The organism is Dokdonia pacifica (assembly GCF_900188275.1).
GTDB classification, from domain to species: Bacteria; Bacteroidota; Bacteroidia; order Flavobacteriales; family Flavobacteriaceae; genus Dokdonia; species Dokdonia pacifica.
In genome coordinates this window covers 1536920-1556337 of record NZ_FZNY01000001.1, presented here as the reverse complement: position 1 = coordinate 1556337, position 19418 = coordinate 1536920, and the positions used below count along the sequence as shown (strand labels likewise).

16 protein-coding genes are annotated in these 19418 nt (G+C 33.5%); 12 read left to right on the top strand and 4 right to left on the bottom strand.

The features are described 5' to 3' along the window. The first annotated feature begins 121 nt into the window (after nt 1–121). The 3 genes from CHB80_RS06980 to CHB80_RS06970 all read left to right on the top strand — a co-directional run bounded on the left by CHB80_RS06980 (nt 122) and on the right by CHB80_RS06970 (nt 3631). Nucleotides 122–1414: a serine hydrolase domain-containing protein gene (locus CHB80_RS06980; protein ID WP_089370674.1), complete on the top strand. Its 1293-nt coding sequence runs from the start codon at nt 122–124 to the stop codon at nt 1412–1414. A 14-nt stretch (nt 1415–1428) separates the two neighbouring features. Continuing rightward, entirely contained in the window at nt 1429–2526 is a 1098-nt protein-coding gene (locus tag CHB80_RS06975; protein WP_089370673.1) for a serine hydrolase domain-containing protein, read from the top strand. Between the two features lie 112 nt (nt 2527–2638). Continuing rightward, on the top strand, nt 2639–3631 hold the full coding sequence (locus tag CHB80_RS06970) for a beta-1,3-glucanase family protein (protein ID WP_089370672.1): 993 nt from the start codon (nt 2639–2641) through the stop codon (nt 3629–3631). Nucleotides 3632–3635: 4 nt separating this feature from the next. Here the strand turns inward: CHB80_RS06970 and CHB80_RS06965 are convergent, their stop codons facing one another. Further along, complete coding sequence (locus CHB80_RS06965) at nt 3636–4487, bottom strand: hypothetical protein (RefSeq protein ID WP_089370671.1); 852 nt, start codon at nt 4485–4487, stop codon at nt 3636–3638. A 945-nt stretch (nt 4488–5432) separates the two neighbouring features. On the opposite strand from CHB80_RS06965, the gene CHB80_RS06960 reads away from it, so the two are divergent. The 9 genes from CHB80_RS06960 to CHB80_RS06925 all read left to right on the top strand — a co-directional run bounded on the left by CHB80_RS06960 (nt 5433) and on the right by CHB80_RS06925 (nt 12499). Next, nucleotides 5433–6119, top strand: coding sequence for a hypothetical protein (locus tag CHB80_RS06960; RefSeq protein ID WP_089370670.1), 687 nt, complete (start codon nt 5433–5435; stop codon nt 6117–6119). Further along, nucleotides 6104–7495, top strand: coding sequence for an RtcB family protein (locus CHB80_RS06955; RefSeq protein ID WP_089370669.1), 1392 nt, complete (start codon nt 6104–6106; stop codon nt 7493–7495). The genes CHB80_RS06960 and CHB80_RS06955 overlap by 16 nt, the downstream gene beginning before the upstream one ends. A gap of 314 nt (nt 7496–7809) precedes the next feature. Next, entirely contained in the window at nt 7810–8499 is a 690-nt protein-coding gene (prfH, locus tag CHB80_RS06950) for a peptide chain release factor H (protein WP_089370668.1), read from the top strand. Continuing rightward, nucleotides 8490–9077: a tetratricopeptide repeat protein gene (locus tag CHB80_RS24580; RefSeq protein WP_179218101.1), complete on the top strand. Its 588-nt coding sequence runs from the start codon at nt 8490–8492 to the stop codon at nt 9075–9077. Before prfH ends, CHB80_RS24580 begins: the two co-directional genes overlap by 10 nt. A 47-nt stretch (nt 9078–9124) precedes the next feature. Next, on the top strand, nt 9125–9622 hold the full coding sequence (locus tag CHB80_RS06945) for a tetratricopeptide repeat protein (RefSeq protein ID WP_089370667.1): 498 nt from the start codon (nt 9125–9127) through the stop codon (nt 9620–9622). A gap of 21 nt (nt 9623–9643) precedes the next feature. Next, nucleotides 9644–10186, top strand: coding sequence for a hypothetical protein (locus CHB80_RS06940; protein ID WP_089370666.1), 543 nt, complete (start codon nt 9644–9646; stop codon nt 10184–10186). 152 nt (nt 10187–10338) lie between these two features. Beyond that, a complete protein-coding gene (locus tag CHB80_RS06935) occupies nt 10339–11286 on the top strand; it encodes a C45 family autoproteolytic acyltransferase/hydolase (RefSeq protein ID WP_179218100.1) in 948 nt (315 codons plus the stop codon). A 6-nt stretch (nt 11287–11292) separates the two neighbouring features. Continuing rightward, nucleotides 11293–11853, top strand: a complete 561-nt coding sequence (locus CHB80_RS06930; protein ID WP_089370664.1) for a metallophosphoesterase family protein — start codon at nt 11293–11295, stop codon at nt 11851–11853. Nucleotides 11854–11956: 103 nt separating this feature from the next. Further along, nucleotides 11957–12499, top strand: coding sequence for a 3'-5' exonuclease (locus CHB80_RS06925; RefSeq protein ID WP_089370663.1), 543 nt, complete (start codon nt 11957–11959; stop codon nt 12497–12499). A 138-nt stretch (nt 12500–12637) separates the two neighbouring features. On the opposite strand, the gene CHB80_RS06920 is transcribed toward CHB80_RS06925, so the two are convergent. From CHB80_RS06920 to CHB80_RS06910, 3 genes are all read right to left on the bottom strand, one after another. Continuing rightward, complete coding sequence (locus CHB80_RS06920) at nt 12638–15613, bottom strand: SIR2 family protein (RefSeq protein WP_089370662.1); 2976 nt, start codon at nt 15611–15613, stop codon at nt 12638–12640. A 423-nt stretch (nt 15614–16036) separates the two neighbouring features. Further along, nucleotides 16037–17047, bottom strand: coding sequence for a helix-turn-helix transcriptional regulator (locus tag CHB80_RS06915; RefSeq protein WP_089370661.1), 1011 nt, complete (start codon nt 17045–17047; stop codon nt 16037–16039). A 6-nt stretch (nt 17048–17053) separates the two neighbouring features. After that, nucleotides 17054–19384, bottom strand: a complete 2331-nt coding sequence (locus CHB80_RS06910; protein WP_179218099.1) for a CAP domain-containing protein — start codon at nt 19382–19384, stop codon at nt 17054–17056. Between the last annotated feature and the right edge of the window lie 34 nt (nt 19385–19418).

Sequence of the window (19418 nt, the reverse complement as noted above, 5' to 3'; positions counted from 1 at the left end):
GAATTTATTTATCTACACATAAAAGGTTTCTATTTCTCCTAACGGCTCATTGGTCTATTTTTTAAAATACGCCTACTGCTTTATAACATCTTTGTTTTATCAATTTAAATAACGAACAGCAATGAAAAAATTTAAACTCAATAAGATAGGGCGTCGTTTTTGGAGAACAGTATGCGTTTTATTTGGATTCATCGTACTTTGGAATGTCTATTATTTTTCTACGTTTACACGCTTTCGCGAAAGCGCACCCATCACTACGACCATTAGTCATCCTAACTATACATCTCAAATCGAAGAAGCTACAAAGTATCTCGATACGATAGGAAAACGTCAGGAATTACCTTCTTTTTCTGTAGCCGTAGGACATAAAGGACAGGTCATTTGGTCGGCTGCAGTCGGTTATCAAGATATGGAGGCTGGTATTGCAGCCACTCCAAAAACACAATACCGTATTGGTAGTACTTCAAAAGCAGTGACCACCACAGGGGTTGCACGTGCAGTAGATGCTCATAAAATACAACTAGATGCTATTATTGGAGATACCATTACCAATTGGACAAAAAAGAAATGGGATTTTAGTATGCAACAGTTATTAAGTCATACTGCTGGGGTTGGAAACTATACCGATTTTGGTATAGCCTCTGGAAAATATACCCTGTGTAATTGTTATGAATTTAAAACCGCTTCAGAGGGATTACTTGTATTTGACCAATATGACTTAATTTTTGAACCAGGCACCTCTTTTGCGTATTCTACTTTTGACATTAATCTTTCGAGTGTAGTTCTAGAACAAGCGGTAGGCACTCCATTTTTAGCGTATATGGAAACGAATGTATTTCAGCCTTTAGGAATGAGCGATACTTATGGTGACCACGACCGTCCAAAAACCGAACATTTTGCCACTTTTTATGAAACTGAAGGCAAGTATTATCGTGAGTTTAGGAGTTTTGAGCAGGTATATGATATTAATTTAAGTTATAAGTGGGCCGGTGGTGGTTTTATCTCAACGCCTACCGATCTTGTCAAAATGGGGAATGCATACCTCACTGACGATGTCTTTTTAAGTCATGAAACAAAGCGCAAATTTTGGACACCAATGAAGTTAGATACAGGGGAGATCAATGAGCAATTATATGCATTAGGATGGCGCTCTTATTTAGCATATGAAAACCCTGATCTTTTAGATGGTGAAGCTCCTATCTGGATGGTACATCATGGTGGTGTGAGTAAAGGATCTCAAAATTTTTTGGTGTTATTTCCGAATTATGATCTAGTTATTGATGCATCTATCAATACCAATGTAGACAACTTCTGGACCTTCTCAAATGAAGTGTATAAAATTGCTAATGCTTTTTTGAAAACCATTCATAAAGAAGAAACGCTGCTTTATAAAGAAATTAAAGAAAATATCTAAAACTTCTTCTTACTATGAAAATCCGCTCTTGTTTATACGTATTATATGCTACTTGTATTCTGTTGACTATTGAAAAGCTTCACGGTCAGTCCTCTCAAACACAACAATTACAAACAACTATAGATGCTATAGTATCTAAAAAAATGGCGCAATATGATATTCCTGGGCTTGCTATTGGGATTATTTCTCAAGACACTATAATGTATACAAAGGGATATGGGGTAAGAAGTATCTATACGAGCGATCCTGTTACAGAAAACTCAGTATTTCATACCGCTTCAATTAGTAAATTATTTACTGCGATTGCTATTATAGATCTTGAACATAAAGGCTGCTTACGTCTTGATGATACTCTTGTAGAAATTGCTCCCGAATTAAGATCTCAGGATAAAAATGTGAGTCTTATTACAATACGGCAGTTATTAAATCATACATCTGGTTTAGGTGATATTTCTAATTACAATTGGAATACTCATAACCAATCTAAAAACAGCCTCAAAAATTCCTTATTAAAATTAAGCTTGAAATGCAAACAAAAGCCATCTACCACGTATTCATATAGCAACCTAGGATATAACATTCTTGGATATATCATTGAAAAAATAACAAATCAATCTTTTGAAGATTATGTCCAAAAAGAAATTCTGAATACAATTGGAATGCCTCATAGTGATTTTAGATATTATAATATTCCTGATCACCTCCGTACTTCTCCTCATTCTAGAAGTTGGTTTAACAAAACATATATCAGAAAAAACTACCCGTATACGCGAGAACATGCACCTAGTAGTACATTAAATGCTTCGGCAAGAGATTTAAGTCTATGGATGATTTCATTTTTAAGTGACTTAAAAGATCCTTCAAATAGAAGGTATCAAAATATGATCTTACCATCATTTGAATCGTATCCATACATAGGTCTTGGTTTTCAATTATATAATGTCCATTCAAATAAAGCAATAGGTCACTATGGAGGCGATACGGGGTTTAGGAGTTTTTTAATGATGATTCCAGAACAAAATATTGGAATTCTTCTTCTTGCAAATTGTGATTATAATGAAGATTTTAGACAAGAGATCGTATATGAAATTGCATCATTAATGATGTATTAAGTATCAATATATAATTGACAAAGAGAACTATAGTGTTTAAAACCCCGTAGAAGTACGTTACTTTTTTCACTAACAGAAGTATATTTTTAACTAACTTAAAAAATCTACTTTTATGAAAATCACAATTACAAACAAATCAGCAATTACAAATGCTGGCGATATCTTTCTTATGTTAACAGGAAATAGTTTTAAAGGTTCTGGAATTTCTGTAAACACACCTACAGCACTATCATCTTTAACAAACAATTCTTTTGATCTTACACATATTATTAGTGGACGTTTATATATTTCATATCATTCCAAACTACCTGTAAATCCAGTGCCTACCTCAAACAATTATTATGGATATATAGAACTTACTTTAGGAACAGATAATGTCCTTTGGACAGATCTCTCATCTGTAGATGTATTTGGTGTTCCTATCGCGATGACATTAGGTTCTCATAAGTTAGGATATTCAAAATCCCATAATGCTATTGTTAAAGATATTGCAACTGCACTAGGAGGAACCAACGGTACTGCTGTACAACGTAAAAATGGCAAAGGGAATACAAAAGTAGTAGGCGCTAATGTATTGTATATGAATCAGCCATCGTATGATACATATTTAAAGGCATTATCAGGAAAATCTTTAACTATAAAAAGCCTCCCAACAAGTCCTTTAAAATATAATTTTACAGGGAAATTTAATACTAATGGAAGTATCTCATTAGCTTCAACATCTCCTAAGCTTACTTTTGAAATCCCCGCTGCCGATTTAACGAATAAAACTATTTATTTAAGTAATGGATTTTGTGTTTATAATGGTGTAAGAAGAAACGCTATGAGTCCTAATGATACCTGTGCGGCTGTATATAGAGATGTTATGGTAGGTATTAATGAAGGATACTTTTCGGCAAGTGGGACTAATGATAGTTCGCAATTTCCAACGATGACTCCTTTTGCAAGTGGTCATGGAAACGCCTATGCAAAAGCTATTCATGAAGGATCTGATTCGTATGGATATCCATTTTCGGATTTGAATCTCAAAACGCTACTTCAAGTTCCTGTAACAAGTTCGTCTAACCTAGAACTTATCATTCTGGAGGATGATAAAACAAGTTAAAATATTACTCACAGCCTTCAGCGTCCAGAGGGATAAACTTTGTATTATTCAATACAGGATATTCTTTTGGATCTAAAGTGAGTTTATATTCTATTTCTTTTCCGTTATCAAAATTTAAGGTGAGGTAAGAATCATTATGTAAAGAGTAAATGGTATAACGACCACGACTGTCTTCATTACTATTAGCATAGCCAAACCCTTCGGCAACATCAAAAGAGGCATGTGCATTAAAGTAAAATGTAAACGTACCATTAGTACAAAGATTAATAATGCGTGTTACGCTTCCCCCATCTGGTCCATCTCCTGTATTTCGATACGTAAGTTTTTGCCCCACTAATCGTTGCTCCCATTCTTTAGTGATTTTAGATGCTTTCGGTTTAAAGAAGTTTACAGAAGTAGCCAATTGATTGGCAGCACTCACATGATCTTGAGAAAAAACATTGGTTTCTGTAAGAATCAAGATACTCATCCCTTTTCCTTGACCATCTATAAGACCAATCGCATAGGCTTTCACTTTTGTACTGTAATCATAAGTGCCTTTATAATACCCTTCGGCTCTTTTAGCATTTACTTTTTTAAAAGTACCATCAGCCGTAAGGTTAAATCCGTCTTCTTGAATTCCTTGTTGTGCAGTGGAGACAACAGTTTCAATAGTTCGCGTAGGATTATCTGACAAGATCATCATCCCCGGAATGGTAGTATGACCTAATACCACATAATCTCCTTGAAAATCTCCTGTCCAACCAGCGGGAAGAGTAAATGAAACACCAAAATCCTCTAATGAGACTTGCTCTTGTGCATTTGTATGTAATTGAAAAATTAAAATAACGATGAACAATGAACTACGTAAAAACATACCTCTTATATTTTGATGGTTAGCTATATAAATGTACTTAAAAAAGAACAAAACTTTCTAACATGCTTTATATCATAAAATTACCTAGGAATAAGGGAACTATTTTATATACTTATAAACTCCAAAAATTCACTTATTTAAAAGTGACAAAATTATATTTAAAAATTATTCCTCATATTTGCACCAGAAATTATAAAATATAAAGTAACCTATGAGTTTATTTCACGTACATATCACGGACGCCATTTTTGGGGTTAGGAAACCAATTTTTAGGTAGAAAACTTTAAGAGATATCACAAAAAAGCGTCCAGTTAACTGGACGCTTTTTTTGTTTTAGGCTATTTTTTAGAGAGGATCTCAAAAAAATAATAGCAAATCTCAAAAAAGTTGCTACTTCCGCTGTTTTTTATGCAAAAAGCTAAAACAAAGGAAATCAAAAAGTTGTAGTCCTGTATGTATTTTCGCGAAAGCGAACAGGAGATTCTTTGCTAAAAATTTAACACAAATACCTGATAATCAATAAAATAAATTAAAATTTTATTTGCACAATTCAAAAAAGCATTTCATCTTTGCATCGCAATTGTAACGAAAAAGAATTGTTTAATTATTTAATAATCGAAGTATATATGTTTAAAAACAAAAACACATATGATATCCTAAAAAACGTAGACGCTACAGGATATCCCCTTCGAGACTTCTACACCGTATAGCTTTATCACAAGCAATACTCTGAGGTCCGAAGTACAAAAAACGTTTCGGGCTTTTTTTATGCCTTTTTACTAGCAATGAAAAGCGCATTACAGAGTAATCATTTCCTGAAACCATTCATTAATTTTTTAAAACTATTTCTTATGAAACCTAAAAACCTAGTTCCATAAGATTCTGGAATCGCCAGGCATATTCCGGAATCGAAAATCAAAAAGTATCAACGAAATACACTGATTTATGAAACCGGCACATATCAAATGCCAGCGATTAAAAGAAGTACGTCGTATACAACACAGGCAATGGGAAATTTGGCAAGCACAACTCGCATTAGGATACACAAAATTAGACATTCCTATACGTGACGGCTGGTACAAAGAACTTGTTATTACGAAACGAATAGCACGCTATAAAAATCAAGACGCTATGCTAGAAATCATAGCAAAACTTGACAAGCATGTTTGGGGCAAAACAAAAGAAGAGGCAAATAAAGCATGGTCAAAAAGAGTAGAAGATCATCGTATTGTCAAAGAGATTCCCTCCATTAGTAAAAAACAATTCAGAAAACTAAGCGATCAAGCAAAGTGCCTTTGTGTTCCTTTTAGATATTATATCCGAAAGCATACACTAAGAACTCGCTTTTATGTGCGACTCCCAAAAGGAACATACCGTATCAAATATACGCGGGCGTACATCACACATAGACGTAACATAGACCCACTACTAGAGCAAGAAGATGCCTTCTTGGATGGACTCCTCATGCGCAATGGATACTATGAAGCTGTCGAAAAATTGAATCCTTGGAAATCAAGATGGCCTACCTACAATAGAAGAGGCAGGAACTATATCAACTCAAAACTAAAAGGGTTGACACAACGCGAAATCCAAGACATTATTAATGAAGAATTATCATGGGAAAAAAACTAAGCGGAAAAGATCTAATCAAATTAGGCTTTCCAAAAAATAATAGCATAAATATCACTTTAGGTCAGATTAACAGATATCACAAACGGCTTAAAAAAGAACAAGTATTGCAACAAGCAGCTTTGGTACTAGCAAATCCAGAGGAGTATATAGGTGATGGCGTATGGGGTAAAATAGCAGAGAGTCTTACAGATCCTGTAGTAGTAAAAAAACAAACACTACGATCTACACGAGTTCCTCATATGGTTTATGGAGAAAACGAGATAGATGATCAAGCAAAATACCAATTATATGATGCGCTTAAATTACCTGTAGCTGTCGCTGGCGCTTTAATGCCAGACGCCCATAGCGGATATGGTTTACCTATAGGTGGCGTACTTGCTACAGACAATGCGGTGATTCCTTACGGAGTTGGTGTAGATATAGGATGTCGTATGAGTTTAACACTCTATCCTATTAAAATATCATACCTCAAAGGAAAGAAACATCAACTGGTCAATATCCTTTCAGAACATACCAAATTTGGGATGTATGAAACACATAAAAACAAGCATGACCATGAGATATTTAGTCATCATGCATTTAAAAATATTCCTTTAGTAAAAAGGCTTAAAGACAAAGCTTACAAGCAATTAGGAACCTCTGGAGGCGGGAATCACTTTGTAGAATTTGGAAGTGTACAAATTACAGATCCAAATAATGAATGGGATTTAGCACCAGGCGAGTACTTGAGTTTATTATCACATAGTGGGTCACGAGGATTAGGAGCCAATATTGCAAAGCATTATACCTACCTCGCCACAAAGCAATGTCCGTTACCAAAACATGTACAACATCTAGCTTGGCTGGATTTAAATACACATGACGGACAAGAATATTGGATTGCAATGAATCTTGCTGGTGATTATGCACAAGCATGTCACGATAATATTCACGCTCGAATAAGCAAACTAATTGGTGCACGTCCTTTAGCCAATATTGCCAACCATCACAATTTTGCTTGGAAACAAGAAATAGATGGAAAGGAATGTATTGTGCATCGTAAAGGAGCCACGCCTGCTGCCAAAGGAGAACTGGGCATCATCCCAGGATCAATGACAGCACCCGGATATATTGTAAGAGGTCTCGGAAATCCAGACAGTTTACAATCGGCTTCACACGGAGCAGGTCGTTTGCACTCACGTCGTAAATGCAAGGAAAAATTTACCCAAAGTGCTATTAAGAAAGAACTAGCCGCACATGATGTAACCCTTATAGGCGGAGGTGTAGATGAAGCACCTATGGCGTATAAAGACATCAAAAAAGTGATGGCAAATCAACAAGAACTCGTAGAAGTGGTAGGCACTTTTACACCAAAAATTGTTCGTATGGACAAGTAGATTTTTAGGAAGATATATTAGGGAAAAAGTAGTACTCATTTTCGCTTCCCCGTCCCTAAAGGGTGCGAAAATTAGATCCATAAGATACTATGAAAAAGACCTCCCTTTAGGGAGGGGGAAACGTCTTTTTCGTAGTTGGTTTTAGTACTATGAATTTTAAACATATATCATTTAGGGCGTTACGGCGTCTTGCTTTCAAAGCAAAACGCCGTCGGGCTTTCTGTTTCAATTCCTCGTCACGCAAAGCGTGCCTGTGGGATTTACACGGCAATCCCTAACGCACTCCTAAGAATCGTTAGAAAAAATTAGAAACAATGGACACACTTATACAAATTACAGCAGGAAGAGGCCCCGCCGAATGTAATTGGGTCGTTGCAAAAGTATTAAAAGCCTTTATCGCAGCACTCAAAGAACATAATGGCAATCATGTTGTATTACAAAAACAACAAGCAGGCATCACCGCTGTACAATCAGTAATACTACGTATCTCAGGAAAGAATTTAGACACCTTTCTTTCCGAATGGATAGGCACCATACAATGGATTGGAAAATCACCGTATAGAACCTATCACAAACGTAAAAATTGGTTTATAAAATTACAGGAAGTACCACAACTAGCAACTACATCATTTCATGAGAAAGATGTCAAGTATCAAGCCATGCGTAGTACAGGACCTGGAGGACAAAACGTAAATAAAGTAAACTCGGCAGTACGCGCTACACATATTCCTACAGGAATACAATGTGTCGCAATGGATAGTAGATCACAACATCAAAACAAAAAACTAGCATTGCAACGTCTTAAAGATCAGTTCCAAGCTCACCATTTGGAACAACTAAAAGAGCAAGCCACCGCTACTTGGGAACAACACCTTAACATAGAACGAGGAAACCCCATACGTGTTTTTGAAGGAAGTGATTTTAAACACCAAAAAAAGAATAAAAGTTACGCCTCAAAAAGGCAGTCACTTAAAAACGATTTAAAAAAGAAATCATGGGATTAACAATAGCAGATCAATACTATTTAAAGGCATCAGGATCTATGGGTTTTTTTGGTAGTGACTGGGAGCAGTTATGTGAATCTTTGAACTATGCTTTGTCATATGAAGAAACACACGCCCCCTCCTTATGCTTATTAGGCCAAATACAAGCAGAACACTTAGGCAATTATGAAGAAGGGTTTTCATGCTTTGATAAAATCATTGCTTCAAATCCTGAGTATACAGAGGTTTATACCACCTATGCACGCTTATTAATTTGGGCAAATGAGTTAGAACGTGCTAAGAAAGTAATTGACTTTGGGCTCACTCAAAAAACAAAAGATGAGGCACAATTATTTTGGCTTACCTCATATATGTATGAATGCAAAGAGGACTTTAAAAAGAGTATTCAATTACTTAAAAAAGCAAAAAAAGAAACCTATAACGAGCATTATTTTGACTTTCTAGATAATGAAATAAAACGCATTAAAAAGAAAAGAAAACTAGATGCTCCAAAGAAAAAGAAGAAGAAAAAAACTTCCAAGAAGAAGAATTCCAAAAAGAAAAAGAAGAATTCTTCAAAAAAGAAGAAAAAGAAATAATCGCATAACATCCTAGACGAAGGCTTTATGCCAAAAAAAGAAAAGACATGAATCAAACATTAGACAAATACCTGTGTAAAGCGTTAGACACCTATGATTACAATCTGAGCGAAGCTGTAGAAGCTATTGATTATGCATTGGCGTATGATAAAGAAAATCCTATTGCCTTATGTCTTATGGGTCAGATGTATGCACATCACATAAAAAATTATGAACTAGCCAAAGAGTATTTCCAACGCGCTTTGGCACGAGATATGCAAGCGATCTATATCTATCCAAAATACATTGATGTATTGCTGTGGAATGAAGATCTTAATGAGGCACAAAAACTCATTGATTTTGCACTCACTGTAAAAGGAACAGATAAAGCCGAATTACATCTAAAAAACGCACTAGTGTTTGAACATAAAAAAGAATATGCGCAAGCATTAAAACACATTGAACTGGCAAAAGAATATACGTATAACAATGAGTATATGACAGACATTCAATGTGAAGAAAACCGAATAAAAAACAAAAAAGAACGAACGGATTCTAAAGAATAAGAATCCATAAAAACATACGATATGGGAGCACCACATAACAAAAAACGATATGGCGAATTATGGCCTGACTATAGAATAAGCTATGCACTAACAGAGCTTCACTTTTTAAGAGAGCTTGTGGTTTTGTCTGGAGGATGGGCGTGGCATTTTTTATCGCCAGAAGGACATCAAGAGTTTAAACATGCTCATGATCATAAGGATATAGATTTATTTATAGCACCACAAAATATTGCCGAAGTCATGTATATTTTACAAGAACGTGGCTTTAAAAAAGTATGGACGCGCTATGATCATTTACCCAGTGATGAACAGTTTAGACGCTATGAAAAAACAGAAGAACATGCAGGAAAACTCTTTCGAATTACGATTGACTTTTTTGTCAATAAAAATGTACCTCAACGTACCGTAAAAGGGTGGAACATTGTAGAGCCTTCTTTTTTATTAAGTCTATACAGTAACATACACTCAAGTGATAAATGCTGGGCTGTACAAGCTGCATTACAATTACTCAAATACGATATCGACCCGTTGGATCGTGAAGAGTTAATTACAATGCCTAGATAATAGTAAATAATGTATTGTCATTCCGAACGAAGTATGAGGAGGAATCGCACAAGTAGCTAAAACAAGAAGATATATGCTCACTGTTATGCGATTTCTCGTACCTCGTACCTCGCTCTCTCTAAATGACGAATACTTAAATGAACAAACAAAAAATGGAACAATATATCGTCGATTTGGATCTTCCTCCGGAAGAAAGGTGGAGTTCCTTAATAAAAATAAAGAAAGAAGTAAATGAGTTGATTCAATCCTATTTACAAGATTTTAAAGAAGCAGATATTATTTTTTCTGGAATAGAAATATACAAAGAGACTATTATTTCAGACATCTATTTAAAAGAAATAGAAGGAATTGCTGCTATCTGCGATTTTTCAGCTAGCGAAATTCTTACAGCAAATCTGTATTATGATCTTTTAAAGTTTTACTTTGGATGTACTGCTTTTACAGTATATAACGAAGGTGTAATGCGACATGCTAGAAATTTAGATTGGCATACCGATAATAATATCTTAAGTAGTTACACTAAGATTTTTAATTTTCAAAGAAGAGGAAAAACAGTTTTTAAAACTATAGGGTGGCCTGGATTTATAGGGGCATTATCTGGAGTACGACCGAGAGCATTTAGTTTAACATTAAATGCTGTTGCTAGTCAAGATGAACCTCAGATTGCAACTCCAATTTCTTTTTTATTGAGAGATGTTTTAGAAAATGCTACATCTTTTCAAAAAGCACAATCTATGTTGGAACAAAAACCTATTATTTCTGACTGTTTGATCCTATTATCAGGTACTCAAAAAGAAGAAAAAATAGTGTTAGAAAGAACACCTATACGATGTGCGACGAGAACTTCTAATGAAGATCATATCATTGTGACTAATGATTATAAAATTCTTGATAATGAAGTAACTATAGAGAGTAATATGCTTCGAGACACATCTTTCGGGAGGTATACAACTACTCAAGAATTACTACGTGAGCAAGTTCCTTATGATACAAACTCATGTATAGACATATTAAAAAATGAAAATGTGATGATGGGCATTACTGTACAACAAATGGTTTTTGAAACCAACACAGGCGCCATTACACTTATAAAAACATAACTAAAAATGAATACCATATATTTTACATCAGACCATCACTTTGGTCATACAAACATTATAAAATTCTCAGACCGACCCTTTGAAAGTGTCGAAGAAATGGATGAAGAACTCATCAAACGCTGGAATAGTAAAATAAGTAAGAACGATCACGTATACCATTTAGGTGATTTTGGCTTATGTAAGTCGCATAGAATGAAAGATATTCTTGATCGACTCAATGGTAAGATTTATCTAATTCGAGGAAATCACGAAGGTGCTGCACAAGCAAATCCACAACGATTTGAATGGATTAAAGATTACTTTGAACTCAGCGTTCCTGATGCAGATGCACCCAATGGACGTCAAAAAATTATCCTCTTACATTATGCAATGCGCGTCTGGCGATCGTCATTTAGAGGTACTTGGCATTTATACGGTCACTCGCATGGGAATTTACCTGACGATCCTACTTCTAGATCTTTTGATGTAGGTGTAGATTGTCATGATTTTTATCCGCTTTCTTACGAGGAAGTAAAACACATAATGCTCCAGAAAAACTGGACACCTCCCTTTAAAGATAGGGAGTAATACAAAACAAAATCTATAGGTGATTGAGTTAAAAATTGTCACACTGAGCTTGTCGAAGTGTTAACAACGAAATCACCTATAGATTAATTAAAAACATAAAACAATGAATACAACAGATAATATATTAGTAATAGACCTAGAGGCTACCTGCTGGAATGGTCCCATACCTAAAGGGCAAGTAAATGAGATCATAGAGATCGGTATTTGCGTCTTAAACGCACAAACGGGTGAAATCTCAGACCCTAGAGGCATTCTCATTAAGCCAGAACGCTCCACGGTGAGTCCGTTTTGTACCGAGCTTACCACCATCACACAAGACATGTTAGATCAGGATGGGATCTCTTTTGAAGATGCCTGTGATATCGTACGTGATGCCTACGAAGGACATTATAATACGTGGGTGAGTTATGGTGATTATGATCGCAACATGATGCAACGACAATGCAAAATTCGAAATATCGATTACCCATTGTCTCATGATCATATCAATGTAAAGCAACTTTTTTATGAGATTAAAGATCTCCGAAAGAAAGTAGGTATGAAAGGCGCTTTAAACATCCTAAATATTCCTTTGGAAGGCACCCATCACAGAGGTGTGGATGATGCCAAGAATATCGCCAAAATCATGGATTGGTGTTTGGGGTAAATCCTTTTCTATTTTCTTAAAGTCACTTAGCACGTCATTCTGAATTTATTTCAAAATCTCATCACACAGATATCAAAAAGTGTGAGAAACAGAAACTAGCTCAGTTTGATCAAACTAAGTTACTTTACATAAATTTATCTACTCTTCTTCTAAAGTTTGATCATACTTTTTAAGTAAGTCTTGAAAACGTTTTTCATTTTTATATTTCTCTTTAATATCATTATCTAACCAGTTTGCTTTAGCATTTAACTGAAAAGCTTTTTCTAAAAATTCATAGAATTTTTCATCATCTCCATGCGAAGCATATATCGCGGCTTTTGTTCCACATGCCATACTATCTTCAGGGTTTAATTCTTGAGCTATAGCTATGGTTTCTAAAGCTTCATTGATTTGATTTAATTTTCTAAGAGAATTAGCTTTATTTGTGTAAGCAGCAATATCATTTGGATCTAGAGTTATTATCTTGTCATAATCTTTTAAAGAGTTCTCATAATCTCCTAAAGAATCCTTAGTAAGGCCTCTATTATTTAAAGAATCTATATCTCTACTATTCTTATTTATTGCGTAGTTATAATCTTTTAAAGCTCCTTCATAATCTTTCAAATCAAATTTTATATTCCCTCTTTCTCTAAAGTATTTGCCATTTTTATTATCTAACTGTATGGCTGTATCACAATCATTTATGGCCGTACTTTTATGGCCTTTTAATTTAACTTTTACACCAGCCCTGTTAATATAGGTATCCGCTGACTTATCGTCTAATTCTATAGATTTATTATAATCCCTCAGGGCACCTTCATAATCTTTCAAATCAAATTTTGTATTACCTCTATTATTAAAATACATTGCATTTTCTCTATCAAATTCTATAGATTTATTATGATCTTTCAAAGAATCTTCTAGTTTTCCTAATGACCTATTTGAGCTAGCTCTAATACCATAGTAATCTGATTTTTTATCTTCTAAAATTATAGCTTTATCAAAATATTTTATAGCAGTTTTATATTTCTTTTTCTCATTGTATAATACTCCAACTTTAAATAAATTTTCATGATCTTTTGGATCTATATTTTCTATCTTTAAACGTAACTCCAAACGATCATCAGTACTGTTTTTTTTATTCTCAAAACAAGTAATTAAACTTTTAAGTGCCAAAATATCATTTTCTTTAATTACTAATAATTGTTGATAATGTGTAATTGCCTTGCCCCATTGCTCTTCTATCATAAATTGTCTACCTAGAGCACGATGATGTTCTATAGTATTTAATAAATAATTTTTTAAATTTTTAACCTCTACTATTGTTCCTTTTTCATTGATTGATTTATTAATGTCAGGATGATTCTCATAAAAATTTAAAAATTCACTCGCATAATTTAAATAAGGTTCAAAAGTGATATGCATGGTAAATATAGATAAAGAGTCTTGCAGTTTCCCTTCATCTATTTGATGATGCGATTTTTTTTCTACTATAATATTTTCCTCATTACAAACTAAATATTTAAAAGAGTCAGGCAAAGGTATATCGTATAAAAATTCAATAAAACCCTCGATATCTTCTATGTTTTCATTATCGTATAGTTTATCTACAGAGGGGTTTCCTTTAAAAAAAGGAAGAAAGTAATTAAATGGATTGTTTTTAAAATGCTTATTTTCAAATACATATTGCCCTAATGCATTTTCCCTTTGTAAACCTATCTGCATAAAATAAATGATAGTTCTTAATGACTCTTGTATTTCTAGGTTTAATTTTAAACGTTCTATTTTAGATTCTAATTTTTTCTTATATCGAATCCATCTATTACCTAAAAAATTTAATACTATAAATAGATATGTAATAGCTTTCTGCCATACTTTTGGTTCGCTTTCATTTACAAAGTCAATTAGTAAATCAATTTTTGCTATATCTATTTTATGATGATTTACAAGACTACATGCTAATGCACTTACAATAACACTACGATGATACCATTGATATATCTTTTCATTGACATTCTTTATTTTATTGATTTTCCCTTTAGTTAAATCACTTAGTATTTCTGAATTATAAATTGTTTCAAATATATGTTCAAGTTCATTTAGGTCATGATCAGGTATCTTAAAATCAAAGTTAAATTGCTTAGTACGCAACTCTATCATTCGATCTTTGATTACACGTAACTCTTTATCAAATTTCTTTTTTAAATGATCTTCTGCCTCATCAAATTCTTCTTTTTTTTCATCAAACATTTTCTCTAAAAGAATAGTGTCTTTTATTTTAGAAATGTCTATATCTTCTTTTTTACTTGGAGTTATTACAATATCATTTTTTGAGTTCTCTTTTTTAGCTTCTACTAATTCATCTAAGAAATCATCAAAAGCATCATTCCAATTATCAATTGGAATAGTTTGTAAATTATGTTTTCTTAAATCTTTAGAGTTAGATTTTGTTTGTAATATATAATGATTTCTATTGTATCCTGAATATATAGCATATAGATATTCAATCTGTTTAGTAATAAAAGGGTCATTCATACTAAAACCTAAAAAGAGAATTGTTTTAGTCTTTAAAAAAGTTTTTAAAGTTTCTTTATCAGAAGTATCTTCATCATATAGCTTTTTGTAATCAGATTCAAAAAATATACACTTATCAGGATTATTAATATCCCCATGTATCTTATATAAGAAAGGATTGTCGTTTAGACTTCTTGATTGCTGAAATTCATTAAAATTTGAAAACCATGGTATATCTTCTGGTTTTTTCTTTTCTAAAACTTTATCATAATTTGTTGTAATAATTTTATCACTAATCTGCCATAGCTTTTCTTGCTTATTAAAATCACAATCTTTTATATCTACAGATGTAATTTCTTCATACAACAATGTATTGACTTCACTTTTACAATTTTCATTTTCTAAAGATGATAATACTTTAAATACATCTACATTATTACCTTGATTTATAAAATAATCAAAAGGAACAGGTATTGTCGTTCCATATTTTTGATGCAGTTTTTCTAAAATATTTTGAATTAAATCTGCCCAATTTGGAAAACCAAAAGGTATAGACATTCCTGCTCCAACAAAAAGAATTAAGCTATCGTCTTTAATAGCGTCTTTTATTTTTTCTATCATAAAAAAAAATCATTATATATTGGTTTTAGGGAGTTCTTAAAAATAAAGATAAAAATGGACATAACTAACTATCAAGGGGATAACTGTTATAAATTATCGATTTGGAATTAACATATATTGTTCATTTTCTTTGCTTGTCCAAAGAAAACAGAACCAAAAGAAAAGACACTTTTTCTTAGGTATTTTTTCGCCTTTAGCGAAAAATCACAAAGAGTTCTCTAAATTTTTTCCAAGGTTTCAAAAATTTTTCACGAGAAATCTTTGTTATACTTGAGAAAAAGAAGAGATAATCTACTAGCTTCTGTTAGAACAAACCAACCTTTGACAAAACCTATACCTTACTTCAATTGTTTCATTGTACGCTTTACCGATGCGCTCTCCCTACGGTCGTGAATCTCACAAGTTCGATTTCGCGAAAGCGAACTAATCCTTATCCTCATATTGAGATAAAGCGATTCTAAGTTTATGAAAAATACGCTTCCGAAGATGGTTTGGTTTGAGGACTTCAATACTATCTCCAAATCCTAGAATAAGGCGTTCCAATTCAAAATTGTGTTGTACCTGAATTTCAAAAATAGTCCCGTCTTCAGTTTTTTTAATTTCTCTTTGAGAGGCATGAAAAGGTTTTGTAGAAACATACGGTGCATTTTTACGATCTACTCTAAAGGTTACTTTTTGCGCTTGTACATTTTCAGATACCGTCACCCCTACTACATCTTTATAATAGATATCTCCTTGTACTTCATTGTCTTCATAAGGAATGTCATCTTTGATGGTGATACCTAGCATACGGTCTAAGGCCAGTGTGGTATACTTGCTTTTTGAAAGCGCTAAGACAAACCAGCGATTATTGAATTCTTTCAATAATTGAGGATGCACAATCATCTTACTTTCACTGCGTGCTTTAAAGGATTTATACGAGACTTCAATCACTTTTTTATGCTGAATCGCCTCATAAATCACATCGATATACGCTAGGCCTTTGAGCTGTTCGTTTTTATCTAAATGAATAATAGATCTCCTATTTTCCTGAGAGGAGTAGACAGAATCTTCCAGTCGCTGTAACACGCCGTCCATTTCTTTAAAAAGGGAAAAGTCTTTAAACTCGCGTAAAATCTGAATGGCTTCATTCATTACTTTGACATCCTTATCGGTGACAGGAATGTTCATAATGCTATAATCTTCTTCGGTATAGCGATAGTATTTACGTTGGTAGACTTCGATAGGTGCATTATAACCCAACTTATCACTTCGCATGGTTTGGATATCCAATTGCACGGTACGTTTACTCACATATACGTCTTTACCTTCGTATTCGTACAAAGCATCAGAGCAGGCATCAATCAAATCGTCAAGGGTCCATTGTCGGTATTTATTACGTAAACATTGGTCTATGGTTTTATATCGAATAAGGGCATTTTTATTGGCAGCCATATGAGATTAATTAAAGTTTAAAAAATTAGCTTCAAATTCTTTGCATTTTTTACAATACAACTCTTTTATAGCATTGTCTCGTAAATTTTCAAAATCATAATATATCCAACTACACCATCGTCTTTCATTTTTTTGTGATGCTTCTTGATGCAGTTCTTGCAAGGGTAATTCTCCTCCATAGGGATATCCTATTTTTGTTTGGAGTAGTAAGAACAAAGTGTTTTCATCTAACGTCCCTTCTTTATAGGGCTTGCTTAGTAATTCTAAAGAGAGATCATACCTACTCCAACTATTAAAAAACAATGCAAGTCTCCAATCATCTTCTATAGACAGTGATTTTTCTCTAAAGTAATTGGTAATAAAATCAAAAGAGATGTCAATTTTAGATCTATCATTTATTTGACCATAATAACGTATGATGGCCATATGAAAATTTAAAAATAGTGGATTGACCACATCTTCAGATTTATAATTTTCAATTAAATTTTCTAATTTACCAGGATGCATTACTCTAGAAAGTTGTTCAGAACTTAAGTCCCATGAGCTCAACATTCTTCTACTTGTGATCGCATAGAGATTTAATAAATTTTTCTGAGCACCTTCTGAGAGATTTTCTGCTTTTTGAAGCCAGGTCCTCACATAGAACACTAGATCTTCTAGTTGATATTCATCTATATCTTTCAGTAATAATGCTGATACATTTTGCACTAATTCCTGTTTTGAAAAAAGGCGTTTTTTGAGGAAAGATAGTGGTAGAGGGTTTGCTGTTTTAGATTTATAAATTAGTGCTAATGCTTTATTTGTCCGAGGCTTGTCATCTTTTAATAATGCATCTATCAAATTATACGTTGCATGTAAAGAATCTGTTGAACTCCATGCTCCTTTCCAATACAACACTGTTTTTGAGATACGCTGTTGTGAAAGAAATCGCTCCCATACGGGATCATTACTTTTTGAATTTACATACGCTCGTGTAGCGCTTTTACCTTTAGACCATATGGACTCTTTGCCTAATAATTCCATTTGGTATTCACACAACTCCCAATTTTCTTCTGCTTTAATATCCCATTCAATGGCTATGTCTTTTAATTGTTCATAAACATGAGATTTCATAAATGCAGCTCTCGCATTATGTAATCCTATGTTTCTTTTTTCAGTTCCTTCTACAGAAGAATAACTCTGAATTTCTGCAGCATATAATTGATCAGATACTATTTTCAGCTCTGGCACTTTTTCAGGCACAGTTTCATCTGTATAAAAAGGATATATAAGTTCTTCTACCTCTTTTACTCCCTGTGTTTTTAATGAGATTTCAGGTTCATAGAGCACAGGAGGAATTTTCGCTAAAGGATACCGTCCACTTGGAATCGTTCTTGGAGACACATATCTACATTTGTATCCATTTTTTATAAATACTAAACTCGGTCGTATGGTTTTACCTTGTAAGTGTTCTGGAATAATCCCTAATACCACCACAAATCGATACTCACTTTTAGCAATATTATTTGCAAATAATGCATCTCTATACATTGGTTTCAATAATACGCCATCATAAATTGGAGAAGCATCTAATTGAGTGGGATCATCACAAGCAAATTGTTCTTTATTGATTAAATCTACAGCAATACCGTCTTTAGCATCTGTAAGAATTTGTTTTACTTTAGAGACACTGTGATAACTAAGAATGACTTTATTACCTTCTATTTGAACGGCATTCCCCATATTAGTAACAATATTTTGAAAGCCATTAAATAAAGAACTACAATCCCCATCGAAAGTTTGTATTCCAAAAGCATTTTCAGATAATTGTCCAGGAATTTTATATCCTTTACGTCCAAAAACATGGGTTGCATATACCCGTTTTGACTTTGGATCATAAGTAAAAGCAAGATCTCCATAATCATATTCGGAAGAAATCATGTTTTTATAATGCCCAGGAGAGTTTTTCCAAGCTCTAAAAATATCTACCGCTATTTTCTTTAGGGTTAATGTATTAATAGCCGTTCGGATAGGTTTTGTATATAATATATTCTCCCCTACTGCTATGTAAATATCACTATACTGCGTTACACGATCACGAGGAGTTGCATACGTGTCTTTTCCATATTCATTATGAGATAGACGTTGCGTCCTCACCATATAATCAGAATGTAATTGTGCTGCCTTCTTAAGATCTATATTTCTTCCTATAGGTTGCTTCCCTTTACTTTTTCTGAGTTTATTAACCTTTTCAGTAATAAGCTTTGCTAACTCTTCTTTTTGAGACGGATTTAATTGAGCTTTTGCTACAAGAGAAAAACAACTCACCAAAACAATTAAAAATAGTTTTCTTATCATACTAGATAACATGTCAAATAATGAGCCATTTATA

What these genes read in the sequence shown, in the direction of transcription:
- CHB80_RS06910 (WP_179218099.1), bottom strand. Translation starts at nt 19,384, where the DNA reads ATGATAAGAAAACTATTTTTAATTGTTTTGGTGAGTTGTTTTTCTCTT.
- CHB80_RS24580 (WP_179218101.1), top strand. Translation starts at nt 8,490, where the DNA reads ATGGGATTAACAATAGCAGATCAATACTATTTAAAGGCATCAGGATCT.
- CHB80_RS06940 (WP_089370666.1), top strand. Translation starts at nt 9,644, where the DNA reads ATGGGAGCACCACATAACAAAAAACGATATGGCGAATTATGGCCTGAC.
- CHB80_RS06975 (WP_089370673.1), top strand. Translation starts at nt 1,429, where the DNA reads ATGAAAATCCGCTCTTGTTTATACGTATTATATGCTACTTGTATTCTG.
- CHB80_RS06945 (WP_089370667.1), top strand. Translation starts at nt 9,125, where the DNA reads ATGAATCAAACATTAGACAAATACCTGTGTAAAGCGTTAGACACCTAT.
- CHB80_RS06960 (WP_089370670.1), top strand. Translation starts at nt 5,433, where the DNA reads ATGAAACCGGCACATATCAAATGCCAGCGATTAAAAGAAGTACGTCGT.
- CHB80_RS06935 (WP_179218100.1), top strand. Translation starts at nt 10,339, where the DNA reads ATGGAACAATATATCGTCGATTTGGATCTTCCTCCGGAAGAAAGGTGG.
- CHB80_RS06925 (WP_089370663.1), top strand. Translation starts at nt 11,957, where the DNA reads ATGAATACAACAGATAATATATTAGTAATAGACCTAGAGGCTACCTGC.
- CHB80_RS06980 (WP_089370674.1), top strand. Translation starts at nt 122, where the DNA reads ATGAAAAAATTTAAACTCAATAAGATAGGGCGTCGTTTTTGGAGAACA.
- CHB80_RS06930 (WP_089370664.1), top strand. Translation starts at nt 11,293, where the DNA reads ATGAATACCATATATTTTACATCAGACCATCACTTTGGTCATACAAAC.
- CHB80_RS06920 (WP_089370662.1), bottom strand. Translation starts at nt 15,613, where the DNA reads ATGATAGAAAAAATAAAAGACGCTATTAAAGACGATAGCTTAATTCTT.
- CHB80_RS06970 (WP_089370672.1), top strand. Translation starts at nt 2,639, where the DNA reads ATGAAAATCACAATTACAAACAAATCAGCAATTACAAATGCTGGCGAT.
- prfH (WP_089370668.1), top strand. Translation starts at nt 7,810, where the DNA reads ATGGACACACTTATACAAATTACAGCAGGAAGAGGCCCCGCCGAATGT.
- CHB80_RS06955 (WP_089370669.1), top strand. Translation starts at nt 6,104, where the DNA reads ATGGGAAAAAAACTAAGCGGAAAAGATCTAATCAAATTAGGCTTTCCA.
- CHB80_RS06915 (WP_089370661.1), bottom strand. Translation starts at nt 17,047, where the DNA reads ATGGCTGCCAATAAAAATGCCCTTATTCGATATAAAACCATAGACCAA.
- CHB80_RS06965 (WP_089370671.1), bottom strand. Translation starts at nt 4,487, where the DNA reads ATGTTTTTACGTAGTTCATTGTTCATCGTTATTTTAATTTTTCAATTA.